The sequence below is a fragment of the Bacillus sp. 01N45 genome, from assembly GCF_056399205.1.
This window is the reverse complement of sequence record NZ_JBFTQW010000022.1, coordinates 13,640-30,997: the sequence shown is the minus strand read 5'-3', so window position 1 is coordinate 30,997 and position 17,358 is coordinate 13,640. Positions and strand designations below refer to the sequence as shown.

Here is a 17,358-nt window from a genome sequence, read left to right as displayed (position 1 = left end):
AATGTGCACCTCTTTTAATTTATATATAATTATAAAATGCTTTATATGGCCTTAATTCTTTTTATATAAGCTTCTTATATTTCCAACTCCGTTCATTTTTTAATATTTGCTTAAACATCATTAATACAACTACTTCATACCATCAAACCTATTAATTTAGCTGTATAACTGTAACCATTATAGTTACATCTATAGCGAATAGTCAATCTAATTTTTTATGCAATTTCGCATTTTAAATAATACATACTTCTAATTATTTTAAGATAAGTTAAACTTCTATCATTTTAAGTAATTGCATATATGTAATATAAAGCATGTAAAGGAGGTCAAAACGTGGTAATCTCAAGGCAAGATTCCTGGACTAACGATAACGATTTACTTCTCGCATCAACAGTACTCCAGAATATTCGTAACGGTGGAACACAGTTAGCTGCATTCAAAGAAGTAGCAAAACTACTAAATAGGACACCTGCAGCTTGTGGATTTCGTTGGAATTCATACGTGAGGAAACAATACCAAGAGGAAATACAACAAGCAAAACAAAATCGAGAAGTGGGAAATAATATTTCTCCCTCTCAACAAAAAAAAGAAACAAACTCTTTATCTATGACATTAGATGATATTATTCTCTTTCTACAAAATTATAAAAAAACAAATGAATTTACAAACTTACAAAACCAAATAAAAAATTTAGAAGCAGAAAACCAGTCCCTTCTACAAAGCGTAAATATGTACGAAGAAGAGTATCGTATGTTACTTAATCATATTGATAGGTCAAGAAGTTTAGTTGTAATTGATTAAAAGAAGCAGTAAATTACTTTTATATACTTAGGTCGTAACCTAAAAAATTTATATATATGAGTTAATTTAATTCTTAAAACATAAAATTTAATTTTCAACTCATTAACAATATTAAAATTAAGATGTTTGTTTTATAGGTATTTCTTTACTTCTATTCTCAATAAGACTGTCTAAAAGTAAGTAAATAAATCCAGAAATAATACAACCTACACCTAAGATTGTAAATAACATATGCCCTAAAAGCTGATCCAGTAATACACCACCTAGTAGAGGTCCAAATACATTACCTGTAATCCATTGCAGATTAGCCGCTCCCATATAAGTCCCCCTCAAAAAATTGCAACTATATTTTAAATCCACTTTTAACCCTTAAAAATACGGGCCAAACAAACTATCTTACAGCTTGACTGTAGAAACTTTAGGGGTAATGCTTTGACAAATATATTATATAACAAATATTAACATCTACGAGATTTATTTTTGAAAATTATGTGAATTAAGAAAGGAAGTAGTTTTTTTCTTAGATATTATTGTTAATAACTTGGTATCATTATATTTCATTCTGCAACTTATTTAGAAGAGCTATGTACATTTCGAAGAAGTTCTTCAATAAGTTTTGTTTTTTCATTTACCTTTGTGGCATATGTGAAATCACCATAACAATATGGATACCTAAAATTATTTTTATTTCCACCACAAGTATACATCGCTGGATTTTGATCAACTTTCATCTTAGAAAACTTTTTTGCTGAATCCTCCGAGTGTTGTTTAACTTCTTGACTAGCAACAAAATCAATATACCCTGGCCCCATATTATAGCTTTGAATAATTGTATCCATACTAACATCCTTGTCCGTTCCATATTTGTACATTTTAGCAAAGTGTTTTACCCCTTGTTCAATGCTCAAGCTTGTCTCTTGAATTTCATTTGGCTTTAATCCAAGTGATTCGGATGACTGCATAGGATCGTTTCCCTCACCTCTACTCTCTTGGTACATAATTCCTAATAAAACTGCTGTTTTCTCTCCTAAATTATATTTTTCTAATTCTTTTTTCAAGGTAGATTCATATTGCAATACACGTTTTTCGGTGGCTAGCGCTTTATTTTGTTGAATATTGGTTTTATGATTAAAATATAGCATTCCAAGTATTATTCCTAAGCCCAAAATACTAATAAGGAACACTTTTATAATTTGTTTTTTACTTGTATCCTTCATATATTCCTCCTCGTATAAAAAATTCAATTTTTCAAAGGTAATTGGTTATTTACAAACTATGTAATGGACATCTATCTCCCGCCCTTTTTAGACTAAAACATCAATACTTTAAGATTTTAAGTTTAATATAAAAGTTTAAAGATAAGGTAAAGATAAGATAAAGATAAGATAAAGGGCATTTTTTATACGTACTTTAAAAGATATTGGTACAAAGGGATATGTGGGACAATTTGTTGATATAAATGGATTTAGTAATAAAGGAAAGGTTAACGTACAAATTATTAATTATGGAGATATCATTCCGGAAGATTTACCTTATCTTTTCAATATGCTTTATATAAAAAACTACAACATAACATATAATAAAAAACGGCGAACCCTCCACGTAGGAGAATCCATCATCACAAATAAATAATTATTTCACACCTAGTTTTTCTTTTGCTTTCTTAGGAAGCTCGTCTTCCTGCACTTCCTCCCAAGCGGTTACACCTTTTTTCTCTGAGTGATATACACGTAGGAATGCTTCTTTACGAAGATTCTTTTGTGCCATAAATTGTAACTCTTTTTCTTTACCTTCCTTATCAAAACCCGATAATGTATATTCATACTCCTTTCCCATCACTTTACCATCCATAGATTTTGAAACTCCCTCTTTTCCATCCATTGTAATTTGAACGTAATACTCATCTTTACCCATACGATTAATATCACATCCAACTAGCAGACCTGCAAATACAACTAAAAGTCTAAAAAGTGCCATATATTTTTTCATATTGTTTACCTCATTGATTTTCTATGATACTGTAATCTTAATCTGTTCTCGTTTGAAAAAAAATTCAAAAACATTACGTCAACCTTACATTTTCGAAAGATAACAAAATTACCTATATCAATGTTTATAAATGAGATATTTACTTAATCATAGAAAATCATTTAAAAGATTACTAACTGAACTGATACATTATCTAGTAAGAAAAATATAATTAGCCCATTAAAGAACCCTATAGAACAGGTTTATTAACCTGTAAAGTGACAACCACTTTTTCAAAACCACAGAAATTCAACATTTTGGTTATGCCGTACGTATAGTACAAGGCATCGACATCATTCATGTCCCGTACAAAAAAGCGAAGTCTTCAACTAAACTTCGCTTTTCAATGTATTATGAATTACAGGAATTATTGCTAAATGCCAAAAATTTATTTTTCCAAACATAGATTTTTTTTATTTCAGCTAACTTTGCAAAAGAATTTGACAAAATATAATTAATTATTGATTAACCGCTTTAGCCACAAGGACTGCGTATGCTTCTGCACCTATATTGGTTAAATGCACACCATCAGGTGCAAAGTAGTCTTTCTTTCCAGCACTTGCTGCATACCAATCAACTAGAGTTACATTAGGATATTTAGGTACTGTTACTTTCAGTCTCTCGTTCACAATTGATTCCCACGGACGTGGCACTCTCGTATTAATAAATATTATTTTACGTTCGTTTCCAATTAATTTTATTAATGAAACAAGTTGCTCAGTAGTAAAGGCTCCATTTGTACCTAATCCGATAATGACATAGTTTCCTAAATTCCCTTCATTTTTTAACTGTTCAACTACCGGAATCGCTTTTGACAGCTGACGACCAATTTGCGCATCAATCCTAATATCAGAAAAAGTATTTTTTAAATATGGAGTAATATCAATCATAACGGAATCACCTATCGCAGTAACTGTGAGTGGATTTTTAGGTTGTGCAGGATTTACTTCTTTTGATTCCCCTTGATTTAGTGGCGTTTCTTGATCTGCATTTTCCCAAACAGCAACTGGATGTGGCGCCGGTTTTGTTTGTACTGTTTCCACCTTATCTGGTTGAGAATTCTCCTTAGCCTTACTAGCATTTGATAACCCTAAAACTGCTATTGACGAAAAGAATAATGAACAAACTAAAGCTAACTTAACACCTAAAGTGACATTTTGAAGTCTTAAGTTCTTAAACTGAATGTTCCGGAGCGCACCTTGTCGGATTGGTTTTTCGATAAACTTCCATGAAATTTGCGCGATCAATATTATTAAAAGAAATTGAAGGATTGCTCTTATTATTGAAAAATCCCCCGTATTTACTTTTGGAGTCGTTAATGTGAGAATTGGATAATGCCAGAGATATATGCCATACGATCTTACCCCTACCCAACGTAAAGGTCTAAATCGTAAAAATTGAGCAATGCGACTAGCTGGATGAGCTAGATTTGCCACTAACAATGCTGTTGCAATTGATAAGAGAACCATTCCTCCCTTGTATAGAAATGGATCATATTGATTGGTCTTCCAAAACATAACCAAAATAATAATAAGAGCAATGCCCCCCACTACATCAAGGATGAAACGCGCCTTCGGGATAATTTTATTAGCAAGCCTATTGCTTGGCCAAACTAAAGCAAGTACCGCTCCGATAAGTAAGGAAAAGGCCCTCGTATCTGTACCATAATATATTCTGCTCGGATCAACTCCAGGTTCATACAAAATTGCCATTGCCAAAGCTGAAGCAAATGCTCCTAGACAAATCAATAAAATCATACGAGATTGTTTTTTTATGTAGTAAAGTCCTAAACTAATAATAAACGGCCAGACAACATAGAATTGTTCCTCGACTGCTAACGACCAAAAATGATTTAATGGAGAAATCTGGTTAAAATTATCAAAATACGATAATTTATGATAAATATACCACCAGTTACTAACATAAAATAATGCCGCTAATGAATCTCCACGCATTTTTTCAAGTAAAGAGCTATGAAAAATCGTAATCCATGCCAATGTTATAACGAGCATAACAAGCATTCCTGGAAGCAATCTTCTTGCCCTGCTAAGCCAGAACTTTTTCAAATCAATTCTCTTATTTCTCTTCCACTCCATGGCTAGAATATCTGTAATTAAATAACCTGAAAGTACAAAAAATACTGTAACTCCTAAAAACCCTCCAGGCATCCAATTAAAATTAATATGATACAAAATAACACCTAGTATAGCTAGACCCCTTAGACTGTCCAACCCTACCATATAACGACTATTTTTTTTAAAAGGTTTAGTCATCCTACATTCACCTCTATTTCTTGGAAACTAGGTTAATAATAACGTCATAAAATGCTATTAATTTCCTAAAATCGTATAAGCTAAACCATTACAAACATCATTTTGTAAGGCTTTTTTTGATATTTACATGCACAGCAATACATACTTTATCACGTTATCTGGCTCTGTTGTGCAAATTTTTATAGTAGGTGTTTTTCCTCTTCCTAAAAAAGAGGAATTTGCCCAATCAAAAATTTATATACCGTGTGTCTTAAAGTAAAATTTTGATACGTTTTTACAGACATATCAAGGCCTGTGACATTTTGAATATAATCGATAATGCACATGTAAAGGATTTTATATATAAAAACATTATAAAAAAGGGATATGTATAATTACATATTTCTCTTACTGATAAAGCGTCTCCATTTTGGAAAAATCCTTCTTTAATATTTTTAGTCTCTTTGTTAGCTTGATAGCGAAATGGTATGGCAAACAAACCATTGTCGTATCGGAAACATTTGTTTCAAATCAATTATGTTCTTGTTATGGATATCAAAACCAAGACGTTACTAATCTAAACCTACGAAAATGGGACTACCCTTCTTGTTGTACACACCATAATCGGGATATTAACGCAAGTATCAATTTGGAAGAATGAAGTGATAAGGCTTCTAACCACAATAACTATGGTGATAACCTACTAATAAATTAGGACTCGATTGAGCCCCTTACTTATTAATTTCCTTCTTCTATACAAAGTAACTGTGGGAGTAATTCAACAAGGAGATAATCTTCATAAAGTAAAATTACTGGGAGTAAAGAAGGGGATTTTCGTGTTTATAAGAGCAACAAAAAGAACTTGTAGGAATCTCTACAAGTTCTTTTCAGTTTAAGGTGAATATACGAGATAAACAAACTACCTTGAAAATTTATCATAAATACTACAGGGGTAATGCTTTGATAAGTATATTATATAACAAATATTAACATCCAAAAGTTTTAATTTTGAAAATTATGTGAATTAAGAACAAAGTATCTTGTTTTATGATTTTACTGCTAAATTATTTATAAAACTCTCTATAGAATTTGCTTGGAATATACGGAAATACGGAGATTGAATATCGTAATGTTTGTCAGTAATGATAAGGATTGATGGAAAAAATTTAGAAGCTTTCGGTTGCCAATATTCATTATGCCATTCTTGGCTATGGAAGTATAATTCATATCTATTTATCTTATCTTGCATTATTTTTTTACTGTACACTGACTTTTGAACTTCAATAAAGAATGGAGATCTACGCCAAATTGTAAATGCATCGGGTTCCATGAATTCTTTCCCATACTTTGGTTCAACATCGAATAGTTCAGGATGTTCATAATGAACGAGTTGTTTATATGAGTCCACAATACCAAGGAAATGAGGAATTTTTTGACTCGTTTTTCTGATAGGATTGGGTCGCGGAAAATAAATGTATGGGTGTTGCAATACGTTAGCATCAACATGACCGTCTCTTCTTAATCGTTTCATAACGGTATTACAGCAGGTTATCGCATTCTTTAAGCCTTGAAAATGCAAGTCAATAATATCGTCTCGGGACATACATCTAAATTGCTTCAAATCATTCAGAATTCCTTTATCTCTACTCTTCATCATCTAACACCCCAAATAACGGAATTTCTACTTGCGATGAATACTTGAGTACCCTCTCCTCTTTAGACATGCAATATGGTTCAACAATTTGTTTCGCCTTACTTAATTCCAAATAAGGAGCTTGCACTTTCATTAATCCATTTCGTTTAAAAATCATTTGTCCAGATTGCTCTAAATACTCTGAACCAGAAGTACCCATAATATTACTATTAATCACACTATCACATTTAAAGCCCATTCTTACAGTCATATTAAGTTTTAACTTACCATCTAACACCTTGGCATCTGGCCTCTGCATACTAAGCAAAAGAAAAACCCCTAGTGATCTCCCGACTGCTGAAATCTTTTCAATCGTAGTCATGCACTCTTTTTCATCTTTAAGCATAGCCACTTCATCAATAGCAAGTAGGATATATGGCTTTGGATGATTTGGATTTAATTTGTTGTACGCATCAATATGATCAACTTCATATTTCTCCATAAGTTTTCTTCGTTCCCTGATTTCCTTCCATAACTTTTGAAGCATTATTTTCATTTCGATTTCTTCCATACAAACTTCTTTTACATGCTTCACTCTACGTAAAAAATGAAATTCAGAGTTTTTTAAATCACCAAGATACAAATGCAACGTATTAGGAGACATATATTGAATGAGTGTGGATAGCACAACACGTACCATACTACTTTTCCCACTTCCTGTTTCTCCTGCGATTAATAAGTGCGGTGAATTGGAACCAATCATGTCGTACGCAATCATTTTTCCGTATTGGTCCCTGCCGACCACAACAGGTAAACCGTAACCTTCTAATTGTGTCTGCCATTCTCTAAAACAATAAATATACGGCTTTAGCCCAGCATTCGAATGAAATACATGTAGGACAAACTTTTTCACATCCCCTTCAATTGTAATATTCCGTCCTAATATTTGCTGGAAACAAAACCACTTCTTTTCAATCTTCTGTGGATCTAATCCGTTTGGTAGGGTAAACACATATCTCACACTTTCTTTTGAAGAAGAAATATTATGTACCTTTGGATAAATAGGCACTTTTCCCCCGCGTGTTTGATGTTCCGTATATAAACCTGCTTTTCCAAACACCTCCATAAGCTGATTCCTTAACCTTTGCGTACGAAGCCACTCCTTTATAATCCCCATAACTCCCTTCCCTCCTTAAAACATGATTACGATACGAACAAATACATACCCAATCAAACAAACTCCCCCAATTCGCATACCGTAATAAATACTTCCACTCACAAACTTTGCAGCAAATATATGGTCATTTTGTACCAAATACTTTTCTAACAAGACTGCCCCAATTAAAACCGTCCCCATTACTCCCAATGCAATATAGCTATTTAGCACTTGATCTGACATATGAAAGAATGCAAAAGGACTTAATGAATTGTATTTACGAATTGTATTTTCTTTATCTTTGTATGACCGTTCCATAAACTTGAGAAAAAAAATCCTTTCTTTCCTTACACGCATTTAAATGCCTCCGTTCTCTTTATAAACAGAATTAAAAAACTTATAAAACATAGGATTGATTCACTTATTACCTTGTTAACATTACTTTGATAGTTAATATGGTATGTACTTTGCCAATACAAAGGCGAATTGATTTGATATCCATCTTGATAATACGTTTGCTAGCACCTTTGATAGCGACCTTGATACATCATATTGCAAACAGCTTGTACATTATTAACACTTTTGTTTAAAAAAATCATGCTTTGGTAAAAATGTGATTAATAGAGTATCTAGGAATAGGAGTGTTCGCAGTGTTTGGCTTAGGAAAACCGTTATCTAAGTTTGGTAAATTTTTAAGAAAGAATGATATTACTCAAACAGAATTAAAGGCATGGAGTGGGGTAAACCAAAATACAATTAGCCGTATCTCTCGCTCCAATCAATACAAGCCCTCATTAGGGAATGGTCAAAAGATAATAAGAGCCTTAAAAAGAAAAGGATACGGCGTAGACTTTGAAGATTTTTGGATGTGATAATTTGCTCGATAAATACTACTGTATCAACCCTACACTTTAATGAAAGATATATTCAAAAATGAATATAAAAAAAGATCAACTACCATTTAAAGTAGTTGATCTGCATTTGCAATCTCTATAAAAAATACATATATTTATTTGCTACATTATAAGGTTTTTAACTTCTTTCCTTAAACATACTATCTAGGATTCTATCCTAGAATCTGAACCTATATCTTAAATCCACCAATTAATTCTTGAAGTTCTTCGGCCATCTGTGCTAATTGTATTGCTGAAGAATTTATCTCTTCCATAGAAGCATGTTGCTCCTCAGATGAACCGGCTATCGTTTGCATACTTGAAGAATTCTCTTTCACAGCCATAGATATTTGATTAATTGATGTATCCACTTCCATTGCATCACTTGTCATTTTATTTGATAATTCCACCATACCATGTACTTTTGACACGATATCATTTGCAGATTTTGAGATTTCATAAAAACTTTGTTTTGTATCATTCGCAACCTGAATCCCCGACTGCACTTCAACTCCTACTTCATTCATAGCTTTTACAGTCTCATGTACATCTGCTTGTATTTCATTAATTAAACTTCCAATTTCCATTGAAGATTCGGATGATTGCTCCGCTAACTTCCTAACTTCGTCAGCAACAATTGCAAATCCGCGCCCTTGTTCTCCTGCTCTAGCCGCTTCAATCGCTGCATTCAATGCTAATAGATTTGTTTGTGCTGCAATATTTTGAATTGCTTCTAATATACTTCCGATTTGCTGTGATTTTTTATCTAATAATTTAATTACATTATCGGATTGAGAAACAGAATGATGGATTGACTCCATTTGCGTTACAGTTTGTTCTACTAATTGTTCACCCTCATTAGCTTTTTGTTTTGTATATAAGGATGAAGCGGATACTTCAGAAGCATTATCAGCTACGCATTGAATATTACGCGTGACCTCACCAATTAATTTCGCTCCAGACGCTACTTCATTATTTTGAACTTCTGCACTATTCGATATTTCTTCCATTTCTTTTGTAATTTGTTCTGTCGCAACACTTGCTTGCTCTACGCTAGCAGTTAGTTCCTCAGAAGAAGCAGCCACATGTCCTGCAGATGTGTTAATTCGAGAAATTATATTACGTAACGACTCTGCCATTGTGTTAAAACTACTACCTAATTGACCAAGTTCATCCTTGGAACGAATATCTATTTTCTCAGTTAAATCTCCCTGACTAATTTTTTGAGCTGAAATAACTAATTGTCTTAGTGGATTAATAATAGATTTAAGAATGAAGAAAGTTACAATTCCACCTAACAACAATGAAGCCCCTATTATAGTGAGCGTTTTATAAAAAATAGGATTGGTAGCTTCTTCAATTTCTTTAATAGGCATTACACCAGCTATTTTCCAACCTGTTTTTTTGTTTGTTTTAAAGCTTATGTTTCGATCCTCGCCATTAAGGCTATAAGTAATTACTCCCTCTTCTTTCTTGTATAGTTCATCTGCTAATGATTTCTCTAACTTCTCACCTGGCTTAAGTGTAGGATGAACAACTATAGTCTTATCTTGACTTACTATAGATACAAAGCCTTGTTTTCCTATTTTTATCATTTTAGAAGTTTTTACGATATCATCAATATTCAAGTCCACACCAATGACACCACTTTTATCAGCATTTTGCTTCGCAATTGCTATTACCATATTTCCTGTAGCCTTTGATTTATAGGGAGACGAAACAATAATCTCTCCATTAGCTTTTACTGCATCCTTATACCAACTACTTTCTAACGGATTAAATCCTTCTGGTATTTTTCCAACAGGTGCATGGATAAATTGATTATTACTAGATGTAGTATAAATCGTTTCTATCTCTGGATGTAACTGTATATATTGATCGAATTTACTTTGTACATTTTGCAATTGATCAGCATTATAATCACCTTGTGTAAGTATCTTTGCAAAATGAGTTACATCTACATGTTTATTTTCTAATTCATCATCAACTATCTTATTTAAAATACTCACATTATCTTTCGCGGTTTGTAGAATTGTTTCATTAAGATCTGTTCTTGCTTTATCATAAGACGATACCCCTACGACAAGACTTGGTATAATTAATATTGCAATAAATGCCATAGACAACTTCGTTTTAAGCTTCATTTGTTCCAATCTTTCTTTTATTTTAAACACTATCTACTTCTCCCTTTCATTCTTACAACTGATATAGTTTATTTAATTGTTTGCTCCTTTATTTTTTCTACGTTGATTTATGGTATTATTCGAAATGAAATTACCGTTCCATCCCTTTACGCACATCTTCTCATATAGCGATTTATTTTTTACAAGTGAAGTTGTATCTATCCCCCTTTCAACTATGTAATTTTTTTATAGTAAGCAATGTTAAAACTACAAATTATTCTACATTAACTGTAGAAACATAGACTTCATTTAAAAGATGATTTTTGGCTTTGATTGAATCAAAAGTTTAATTTCGAACGATTCACATTAGATGAAATCCTTACCATACTAAATTCCTTTTAACTTAACTAAGTGAATTTATTCTTTGAATAACTATATTTAACAGCCTTATCCTTTTAACCACTCTGACCGCTTCGCTTTATTCATTTATCTATTTACTACAGCTACTTTTATTTTATCGGATACTAAACCATAAATTCTAAATAGGAGAATAAAATAAATTGGAGAACTTCATTGTAACACGTATACATAAGTTTTAAATATTAAAATTAATAAATATTTTTTTATATCATAAAAGATCATTTTTCACTTATTTATTCTTATAAGTTTCTGGAATATCAAAAATACCTTGCCCTTCTGCATGCTGTTGTATTCTTTTTTGTACGGTTTGGGCAGGTCTCGAATCATTTATTGTTTGGTTAGTACTGCTACATGCTGCTATTTGAGAAACGAATGCTGTTATGCAAGCGATCTTAATCCATGATTTTCATCGTAATATCTTCCTTCTACTAAAGGCGTGTAAAGTACTATCTTCATTTTATTCCCGATATTTTTAAACAACTAAAAAAGGACACACCTATGGCATATGTATGCTTAGGTATGTCCTTTTGCAAGATAGATTTAGAGATATTTTGTTACTTTCATCATATCATAATTCGCTTTAATTTTATATGCAAAATTAAAGATGTTAAAATATTATTTCTCCTTTACAAAATTAATTCTCTTCTGCGCGGAATCATATGATAATTTTGCCCCAAGCGATGTCCCTGTTTTTTTGATTTAAATCCTGAGATTATATCTGTCATATTCTTTTTTTATAACTTTTTAATCTGGCTTGCTTTGATTCTTTTTTCAAGTATCATACCAGAAACGATGAACTCAAAACCCTTTTTATATTGTTTGCATAGATAATTTGTTTTCCTTATAATTACCCTCCCTTAACACAAAGGACATTTTGTCACCCCCTCAAGATTGCTAGATAACAAAAAATTAGAGAAAATACAAATTATGGAGGGAACGAAACACAATAATGAATCGCAATTTTACTAAATAAAAAATCATCCTTTGTAAGAAAGGATGATTTTTTATTTAGTGCGTGGATTTCTACTAATATGTAGACTTACATACACTACTACTTTTGAAGAGTAAATTGTGAAACAATCTGTTTTAATTCCCCAGCTACGCTGTGCAGATGTTCAACTGAAATTGAAATCTCCTGAACAGATTTTTCTTGCTGTTGAATAGACTCTTTTACCCTATCGGCTCTATCAGATGATTTTTGAGAAATTTGAGCCATGTCTTCTGCAGAGGCAGAAACCTCTTCACTACTCGTTGCAATTTCATCTGTAGACATAGATACCGTTTGAATTTTCTCAAATACTTGTTTTACTTTTTCTGTAATTGTTCCAAATACTTTTTCTGTGTGCATTACTACTTGTGTACCTGCTTGTACCTCATTATCCACTTTCCCCATCATGTCTACGGTGTGGTTCGTTGTTCCCATAACTTGAGTAATAAGCTTCTCAATTTGTTTTGCAGACTCACTAGATTGTTCGGCCAGTTTTCTTACTTCATCTGCCACAATTGCAAAGCCTCTACCATTTTCTCCAGCACGTGCAGCCTCAATTGCGGCGTTTAATGCTAATAAGTTAATTTGAGAGGTAATACCTTGCATAACATCAATTATTTTTACAATTTCTTCCAAATGCACCTTCATAGTCTCAGCCTGTTTAACACTGCTTTGTACTGAATTTTGGATTGTATCCATTTGTTGAATCATTTGTTTCATTAATTGGTTACCACTCTCTGCATCTAACGCTGATTGAGCAGACAGTTCATTTACAGAGGATGATGTATTCACTATACTCTGCATTCCCTGTGTCAACTCTTCCATCGCACTCGCAGTTTGTTCCATTGCTTGCATTTGGCTCTCTGCGCCATTGGCAACTTCCTCAATATCCATCGTAATTTTCTTTGCTGCACTGCTAGACACTTCTGATGCAGATACCACTCCGTCTGCATGTTGGAATAAAAACTGAACATTATTCTCTACTTCTTTCATATTTGTTCTTAGCCCTGCAATCATCTCGTTAAAATCACTTACTAATACACCTAATTCATCTTTAGCATTATAATCACTATTTACAGTTAAATCTCCTTCTTTTGCCCTTTCCATCATACGACTAACCGTTTGTAAAGGAGCAACTATAAGCTTGCTAATAATATAACTTACTATACATATAACGATTGTTATAACAACAACAATAATAATAAAAGTACTAATGGATCTACCTATCATTTTTTGAGAATCCTTAAATACTTGGTCAGCTAATTTCGATACATACTTTTCTAAATCTAAAGCATAACCAGCTAACTCTACTCCCCTCGGTTTTAATTCCTTTTGAAATTCATTTATCATGTGGGAGTCGGTTGTTACTTTTGCTTTTTCAAATAACTTTTTATATGTTTCCATATAACTTGGCAAGGATTTCTTCAAATTCTGAAATAGCTCATCCTCTTGCATGCTTAAATTAAAGCCATCATCATATTCTCTTAATAAAGAATCATATTTCTTAAAATCATTTTCAATATTACCGATGATTTCCTCTTTATTTGCTCCCTCATTTTGTGAAGCTGTAATTAATTCTAGTAGGTTATATTCTAATGAATATAGTACTAAAATTCAAAAGAACGTGTATAAAAAGTGACAAACAAAAGATATATTGTTAATAGCAATAATATTAATACACAAGTAAAATACACGATAGAAATATGCTTTCTATTCTCTTTCCAATTACGTATACTGGAAATTATAAAACTTACTATCACCATGCAACAAATCCCTACCAAAAACACCAATACATACTCGTGAATAATAACACCACAAATTAAAAATATAACTGCTAATATTGCTAATAGTGAATGAACTACACGCAAAAATAACCTCTCCTTATCTCATTGGAAACATATTAATGTACTGTTAGTTTATTTAGCAAACAGATGGTTTCCAATTTGGGCAACGGTTTGACGTGTTGTAATCCATTTATCAGTCGAGGTTTTGGGATTGTAGAAATAAAGCCAATCAGAATTTGTTCCTTTTGAAGTGAGAGCCTCTTCTACTGCTATTTTTGCTTCCTGTGTAGCAGGCTGATTAATTCTACCGTCTGTAACAGGAGTAAATGCATAACCATTTTTAATCGGTTCATAAATTACGTCTGTAATTGTATTTGGAAAACCATTTGCGTTAGCACGATTTAATACTACCTTTGCAACCGCAACCTTTCCTGCATGCGGTTCTCCCCCTGCTTCTGCATTTACTAATCGAGCCATTAAGTCCACTTCTTGTAATGAAATACCAGTATCAATCTTTAAGTGCTGACCGACAAAAATATGGTCTTCATCTACGTTATTGTTTTGTTTTATAGACTGTATTGAAACTTTATATTGTTGTGATATAGAACTTAATGTATCCCCGCTTTTCACTTGGTAAATTGCTTGATATGTATTAGTTGAAACTGTTGAATTATTTTTTTGAACATATTCGTTTGCAGTTGACGCTACCGGAATTGTTAAACGTTCTCCAATATTAATTTGATCATTTGCTTTATTGTTTTCTTGTTTAAGTGATTGTACGGACACCTCATATTGTTTACTTATTGCTTCTAGGGTATCATTCTTTTGAACCGTATAAACCGTTGAAGCCGCAGTCCCTACTGGACTTGATACTACTGTAATCATTGCAGCAGATAATGGTAACCAGGTTTTCGCCTTACATAACTTCATTCAAAAAAGCCTCCTAAAAATTATTAAGTACTCTTAATATGTTTAAGTTAAAAACAAATCAAGCTATTTATAGCGTAACAAAACATTGAATTCAAGTCATTGAATTTGTATTTCTATATAATAATTGAGTTGCTTATGCTATTGAAATTAAATTATTATAGTTATGTTTCAAAAGAATTGGACAAACTAATTCTTAAACTAAATACGGTAAAAGTAGAGGCTTATTTCAATTGCCTAATAGCTTCTTTCCTAAGATCTGTTTCTATATGCTATACTGACTCCTAATTAATTGTAGAAGGAATGATAAAAATGAGTGATAGATCCTCAAGACGATGGAAAATGCAACAAAAATTACGGGCACTGAAAACCCAAAATAACAATGATACAAACCCTTTGTTTAATGAATGTATTGAATCCCTCGGAGCAGAAACTCTCATTTTCTCTCAAAATAAAAGCCAACAGATTGTAAATACTTTAATAAATTCATTTCCTATAACTGTCTCTGGAAGAATAGATTGGGAACAGATAGACAATCAATTAATAGCTTTAAATAAAGAGCAACTAATTTCCCTTATTAAAGAAAACAAACCAGATTTTGATGAACAGATTTTTATATTATGGGATAATAATGAAATCCCTGTAATAAGCACAAATCTTGATAAAGTATTCCAATCACTAGTTGATATTGATGCAGTCAGTTTTTATTTCTGGTTATTGGATAAAGAATATAAATTTATAATTGAAATAAAAAATGAAGAAATGATTATGGTTGGATTTAGCTAATAATCCAATCCACTTTCCTCATTCTTTTTTTCTATAAATGAGCTTTTTCCACCGAAGCTATGTCGCCTTTAGCAATACGAGTACCTCTTTCAACTTCATGATCTTGCATAATTTTCCTCTTTAGGAACTTCATTGTTAACAACCAACACTCCGACTTCTCCGTGGCAACTACTGTCCACCGTTCCAAGAACATTGTGTTCCTCGTTATACCGATACGGGGATGTACCTGCAATTCATATCCTGGTAGAGCCTTAAAAACTTATATTTTTGGGACACTAGCATGTTTCTTTTTTCATTTATAAGTTTAATATTTCTTATACGGCATTTGGATTTTGCGATGTAATTTCAATCGAGAATGGGAATTCCCTCTCACTACTTGTCTATTGTCTTGTTATTCGCTTTTTCCTAGTGGGTTATAGCAAACGACAAGACTATTATTTTTTCTTCTAATCCCGTACTTATATTCTTTGATTTTGTTATTTTTCCTTAACAACAAACAAGACGCCAACCAGATCACGGAAGCGCCTACAATACTTGCTATAAACTTAACTAAACTTATTTACCTTCACGTCATTTACTTCTTTGTTTCCATACCCCATTCTCTTTACGATAAGTATTCTTTCCATTCATGAATCCCGCTGTATTACCAGGAATGCTATATTTTTTATTCTTAGCTTTCTTCTTCATTCTCTTTTCTTCTTGAACAGCTTGCAGATCCACCTTCCATTGTTTTAACAAATCCTCTTTACGTCGCATCGAATTTGTACCCCTTATATTGAAAAATAAATTGAATAATCATATTATATACATTTAAATATATTTTTCAATAAAAAGAGAGCACCCCCCGCTACCGGTGCTCTCAATGTGAATCGGGGTTATCCTGAGCATTGAATAGGACACGAAGAACTCGTCCTATTACATAATATGCTTGTCCTTATAATAATGTGCATTAAAAAAGCACCCCCGCACAGGTTCCAAATAATACATATACTTTGAATTAACTAACATGTTCGAAAAGACCTTTCCATATCATTGTATGATTATAAATTATCTTTATACTTAAATGACTCCTTAAGTATGTTTAATGTATAATTTCTATATAACTAAAAAAAAGCACCTGCATCATATAACTTTCTATTTTTCTTAACTATTCGCTTTATGTTTGGTGGTTGGGAGAAAACCAAGAATCTTCTCATTTATACTCCGTAGGTCCAGTCAGTACTTCTGTTGTCCCCTCACCTTCGCTAACTAATTATGGTTACGCAACATGATACCTACTAACAAATAAATCTATATATATAGTTGTAAAAATAAATGGTTAAGTGTTAAAATTGCATAGGTACTCTTTAAGGAGTTCTCATATAAATTAACAAGAGTTTAAAAATTCTCGAATCTTAGCCCCTTGGAGCGCCCTCCAAGGGGCTGAACTAATTAAAATATAGATTATATGCACCTTTATCATTTTCATTGACTCCATATATTGCATATACGTAATATTTTTGTGAAACATCACGGGTTTCAAATACAACATTTTTAAAAAAACTCTTATCTTTCCATAAGAGTTCTT

At 32.3% G+C, this 17,358-nt stretch carries 13 protein-coding genes and 3 pseudogenes; 4 read left to right on the top strand and 12 right to left on the bottom strand.

Annotated elements, in window-relative coordinates:
- Positions 1-333: 333 nt before the first annotated feature.
- On the top strand, positions 334-801 hold the full coding sequence (locus tag AC1DMU_RS28385; protein ID WP_098135007.1) for an RsfA family transcriptional regulator: 468 nt from the start codon (positions 334-336) through the stop codon (positions 799-801).
- A gap of 117 nt (positions 802-918) precedes the next feature.
- Here AC1DMU_RS28385 and AC1DMU_RS28380 read toward each other — a convergent pair.
- From AC1DMU_RS28380 to AC1DMU_RS28365, 4 genes and pseudogenes are all read right to left on the bottom strand, one after another.
- Positions 919-1,134: pseudogene (locus AC1DMU_RS28380) on the bottom strand (MDR family MFS transporter); the annotation flags it as partial.
- Positions 1,135-1,370: 236 nt separating this feature from the next.
- Positions 1,371-2,018: a lysozyme family protein gene (locus AC1DMU_RS28375; RefSeq protein ID WP_097890836.1), complete on the bottom strand. Its 648-nt coding sequence runs from the start codon at positions 2,016-2,018 to the stop codon at positions 1,371-1,373.
- A 415-nt stretch (positions 2,019-2,433) separates the two neighbouring features.
- A complete protein-coding gene (locus AC1DMU_RS28370) occupies positions 2,434-2,790 on the bottom strand; it encodes a YxeA family protein (protein WP_215559137.1) in 357 nt (118 codons plus the stop codon).
- A gap of 497 nt (positions 2,791-3,287) precedes the next feature.
- A complete protein-coding gene (locus tag AC1DMU_RS28365; RefSeq protein WP_215559136.1) occupies positions 3,288-5,102 on the bottom strand; it encodes an acyltransferase family protein in 1,815 nt (604 codons plus the stop codon).
- Between the two features lie 454 nt (positions 5,103-5,556).
- On the opposite strand from AC1DMU_RS28365, the pseudogene AC1DMU_RS28360 reads away from it, so the two are divergent.
- A pseudogene (locus AC1DMU_RS28360) lies at positions 5,557-5,788 on the top strand (zinc ribbon domain-containing protein); the annotation flags it as partial.
- A gap of 338 nt (positions 5,789-6,126) precedes the next feature.
- Here the strand turns inward: AC1DMU_RS28360 and AC1DMU_RS28355 are convergent.
- The 3 genes from AC1DMU_RS28355 to AC1DMU_RS28345 are packed head-to-tail and all read right to left on the bottom strand — an operon-like array spanning position 6,127 to position 8,227.
- Complete coding sequence (locus AC1DMU_RS28355) at positions 6,127-6,702, bottom strand: replication-relaxation family protein (protein ID WP_098230698.1); 576 nt, start codon at positions 6,700-6,702, stop codon at positions 6,127-6,129.
- A 22-nt stretch (positions 6,703-6,724) separates the two neighbouring features.
- Positions 6,725-7,891: an FtsK/SpoIIIE domain-containing protein gene (locus AC1DMU_RS28350; RefSeq protein ID WP_088062831.1), complete on the bottom strand. Its 1,167-nt coding sequence runs from the start codon at positions 7,889-7,891 to the stop codon at positions 6,725-6,727.
- 15 nt (positions 7,892-7,906) lie between these two features.
- The gene (locus tag AC1DMU_RS28345; RefSeq protein WP_215559135.1) at positions 7,907-8,227 is read right to left on the bottom strand and encodes a hypothetical protein; all 321 of its coding nucleotides are present in this window, start codon (positions 8,225-8,227) and stop codon (positions 7,907-7,909) included.
- Positions 8,228-8,520: 293 nt separating this feature from the next.
- On the opposite strand from AC1DMU_RS28345, the gene AC1DMU_RS28340 reads away from it, so the two are divergent.
- Positions 8,521-8,742 (top strand): helix-turn-helix domain-containing protein, encoded by a 222-nt coding sequence (locus AC1DMU_RS28340; RefSeq protein WP_088062829.1) that lies wholly within the window; start codon positions 8,521-8,523, stop codon positions 8,740-8,742.
- A 212-nt stretch (positions 8,743-8,954) separates the two neighbouring features.
- On the opposite strand, the gene AC1DMU_RS28335 is transcribed toward AC1DMU_RS28340, so the two are convergent.
- The 3 genes and pseudogenes from AC1DMU_RS28335 to AC1DMU_RS28325 form a co-directional block, all read right to left on the bottom strand.
- Positions 8,955-10,937 (bottom strand): methyl-accepting chemotaxis protein, encoded by a 1,983-nt coding sequence (locus tag AC1DMU_RS28335; RefSeq protein WP_141555707.1) that lies wholly within the window; start codon positions 10,935-10,937, stop codon positions 8,955-8,957.
- 1,420 nt (positions 10,938-12,357) lie between these two features.
- Positions 12,358-13,893: pseudogene (locus tag AC1DMU_RS28330) on the bottom strand (HAMP domain-containing methyl-accepting chemotaxis protein); the annotation flags it as partial.
- Between the two features lie 317 nt (positions 13,894-14,210).
- A complete protein-coding gene (locus tag AC1DMU_RS28325; protein ID WP_098230689.1) occupies positions 14,211-15,008 on the bottom strand; it encodes a LysM peptidoglycan-binding domain-containing protein in 798 nt (265 codons plus the stop codon).
- Positions 15,009-15,317: 309 nt separating this feature from the next.
- Here AC1DMU_RS28325 and AC1DMU_RS28320 point away from each other — a divergent pair, with 309 nt between their 5' ends.
- On the top strand, positions 15,318-15,791 hold the full coding sequence (locus AC1DMU_RS28320; protein WP_142291707.1) for a CDI toxin immunity protein: 474 nt from the start codon (positions 15,318-15,320) through the stop codon (positions 15,789-15,791).
- 31 nt (positions 15,792-15,822) lie between these two features.
- On the opposite strand, the gene AC1DMU_RS28315 is transcribed toward AC1DMU_RS28320, so the two are convergent.
- Entirely contained in the window at positions 15,823-15,984 is a 162-nt protein-coding gene (locus AC1DMU_RS28315) for a hypothetical protein (RefSeq protein WP_179196836.1), read from the bottom strand.
- Between the two features lie 377 nt (positions 15,985-16,361).
- Positions 16,362-16,547, bottom strand: a complete 186-nt coding sequence (locus AC1DMU_RS28310; protein ID WP_001253021.1) for a hypothetical protein — start codon at positions 16,545-16,547, stop codon at positions 16,362-16,364.
- Positions 16,548-17,358: the final 811 nt, after the last annotated feature.

Coding starts and splice junctions, on each gene's coding strand:
- AC1DMU_RS28375 (WP_097890836.1), bottom strand. CDS start 2,018: ATGAAGGATACAAGTAAAAAACAAATTATAAAAGTGTTCCTTATTAGT.
- AC1DMU_RS28370 (WP_215559137.1), bottom strand. CDS start 2,790: ATGAAAAAATATATGGCACTTTTTAGACTTTTAGTTGTATTTGCAGGT.
- AC1DMU_RS28365 (WP_215559136.1), bottom strand. CDS start 5,102: ATGACTAAACCTTTTAAAAAAAATAGTCGTTATATGGTAGGGTTGGAC.
- AC1DMU_RS28350 (WP_088062831.1), bottom strand. CDS start 7,891: ATGGGGATTATAAAGGAGTGGCTTCGTACGCAAAGGTTAAGGAATCAG.
- AC1DMU_RS28345 (WP_215559135.1), bottom strand. CDS start 8,227: ATGCGTGTAAGGAAAGAAAGGATTTTTTTTCTCAAGTTTATGGAACGG.
- AC1DMU_RS28325 (WP_098230689.1), bottom strand. CDS start 15,008: ATGAAGTTATGTAAGGCGAAAACCTGGTTACCATTATCTGCTGCAATG.
- AC1DMU_RS28320 (WP_142291707.1), top strand. CDS start 15,318: ATGAGTGATAGATCCTCAAGACGATGGAAAATGCAACAAAAATTACGG.
- AC1DMU_RS28315 (WP_179196836.1), bottom strand. CDS start 15,984: ATGTTCTTGGAACGGTGGACAGTAGTTGCCACGGAGAAGTCGGAGTGT.
- AC1DMU_RS28310 (WP_001253021.1), bottom strand. CDS start 16,547: ATGCGACGTAAAGAGGATTTGTTAAAACAATGGAAGGTGGATCTGCAA.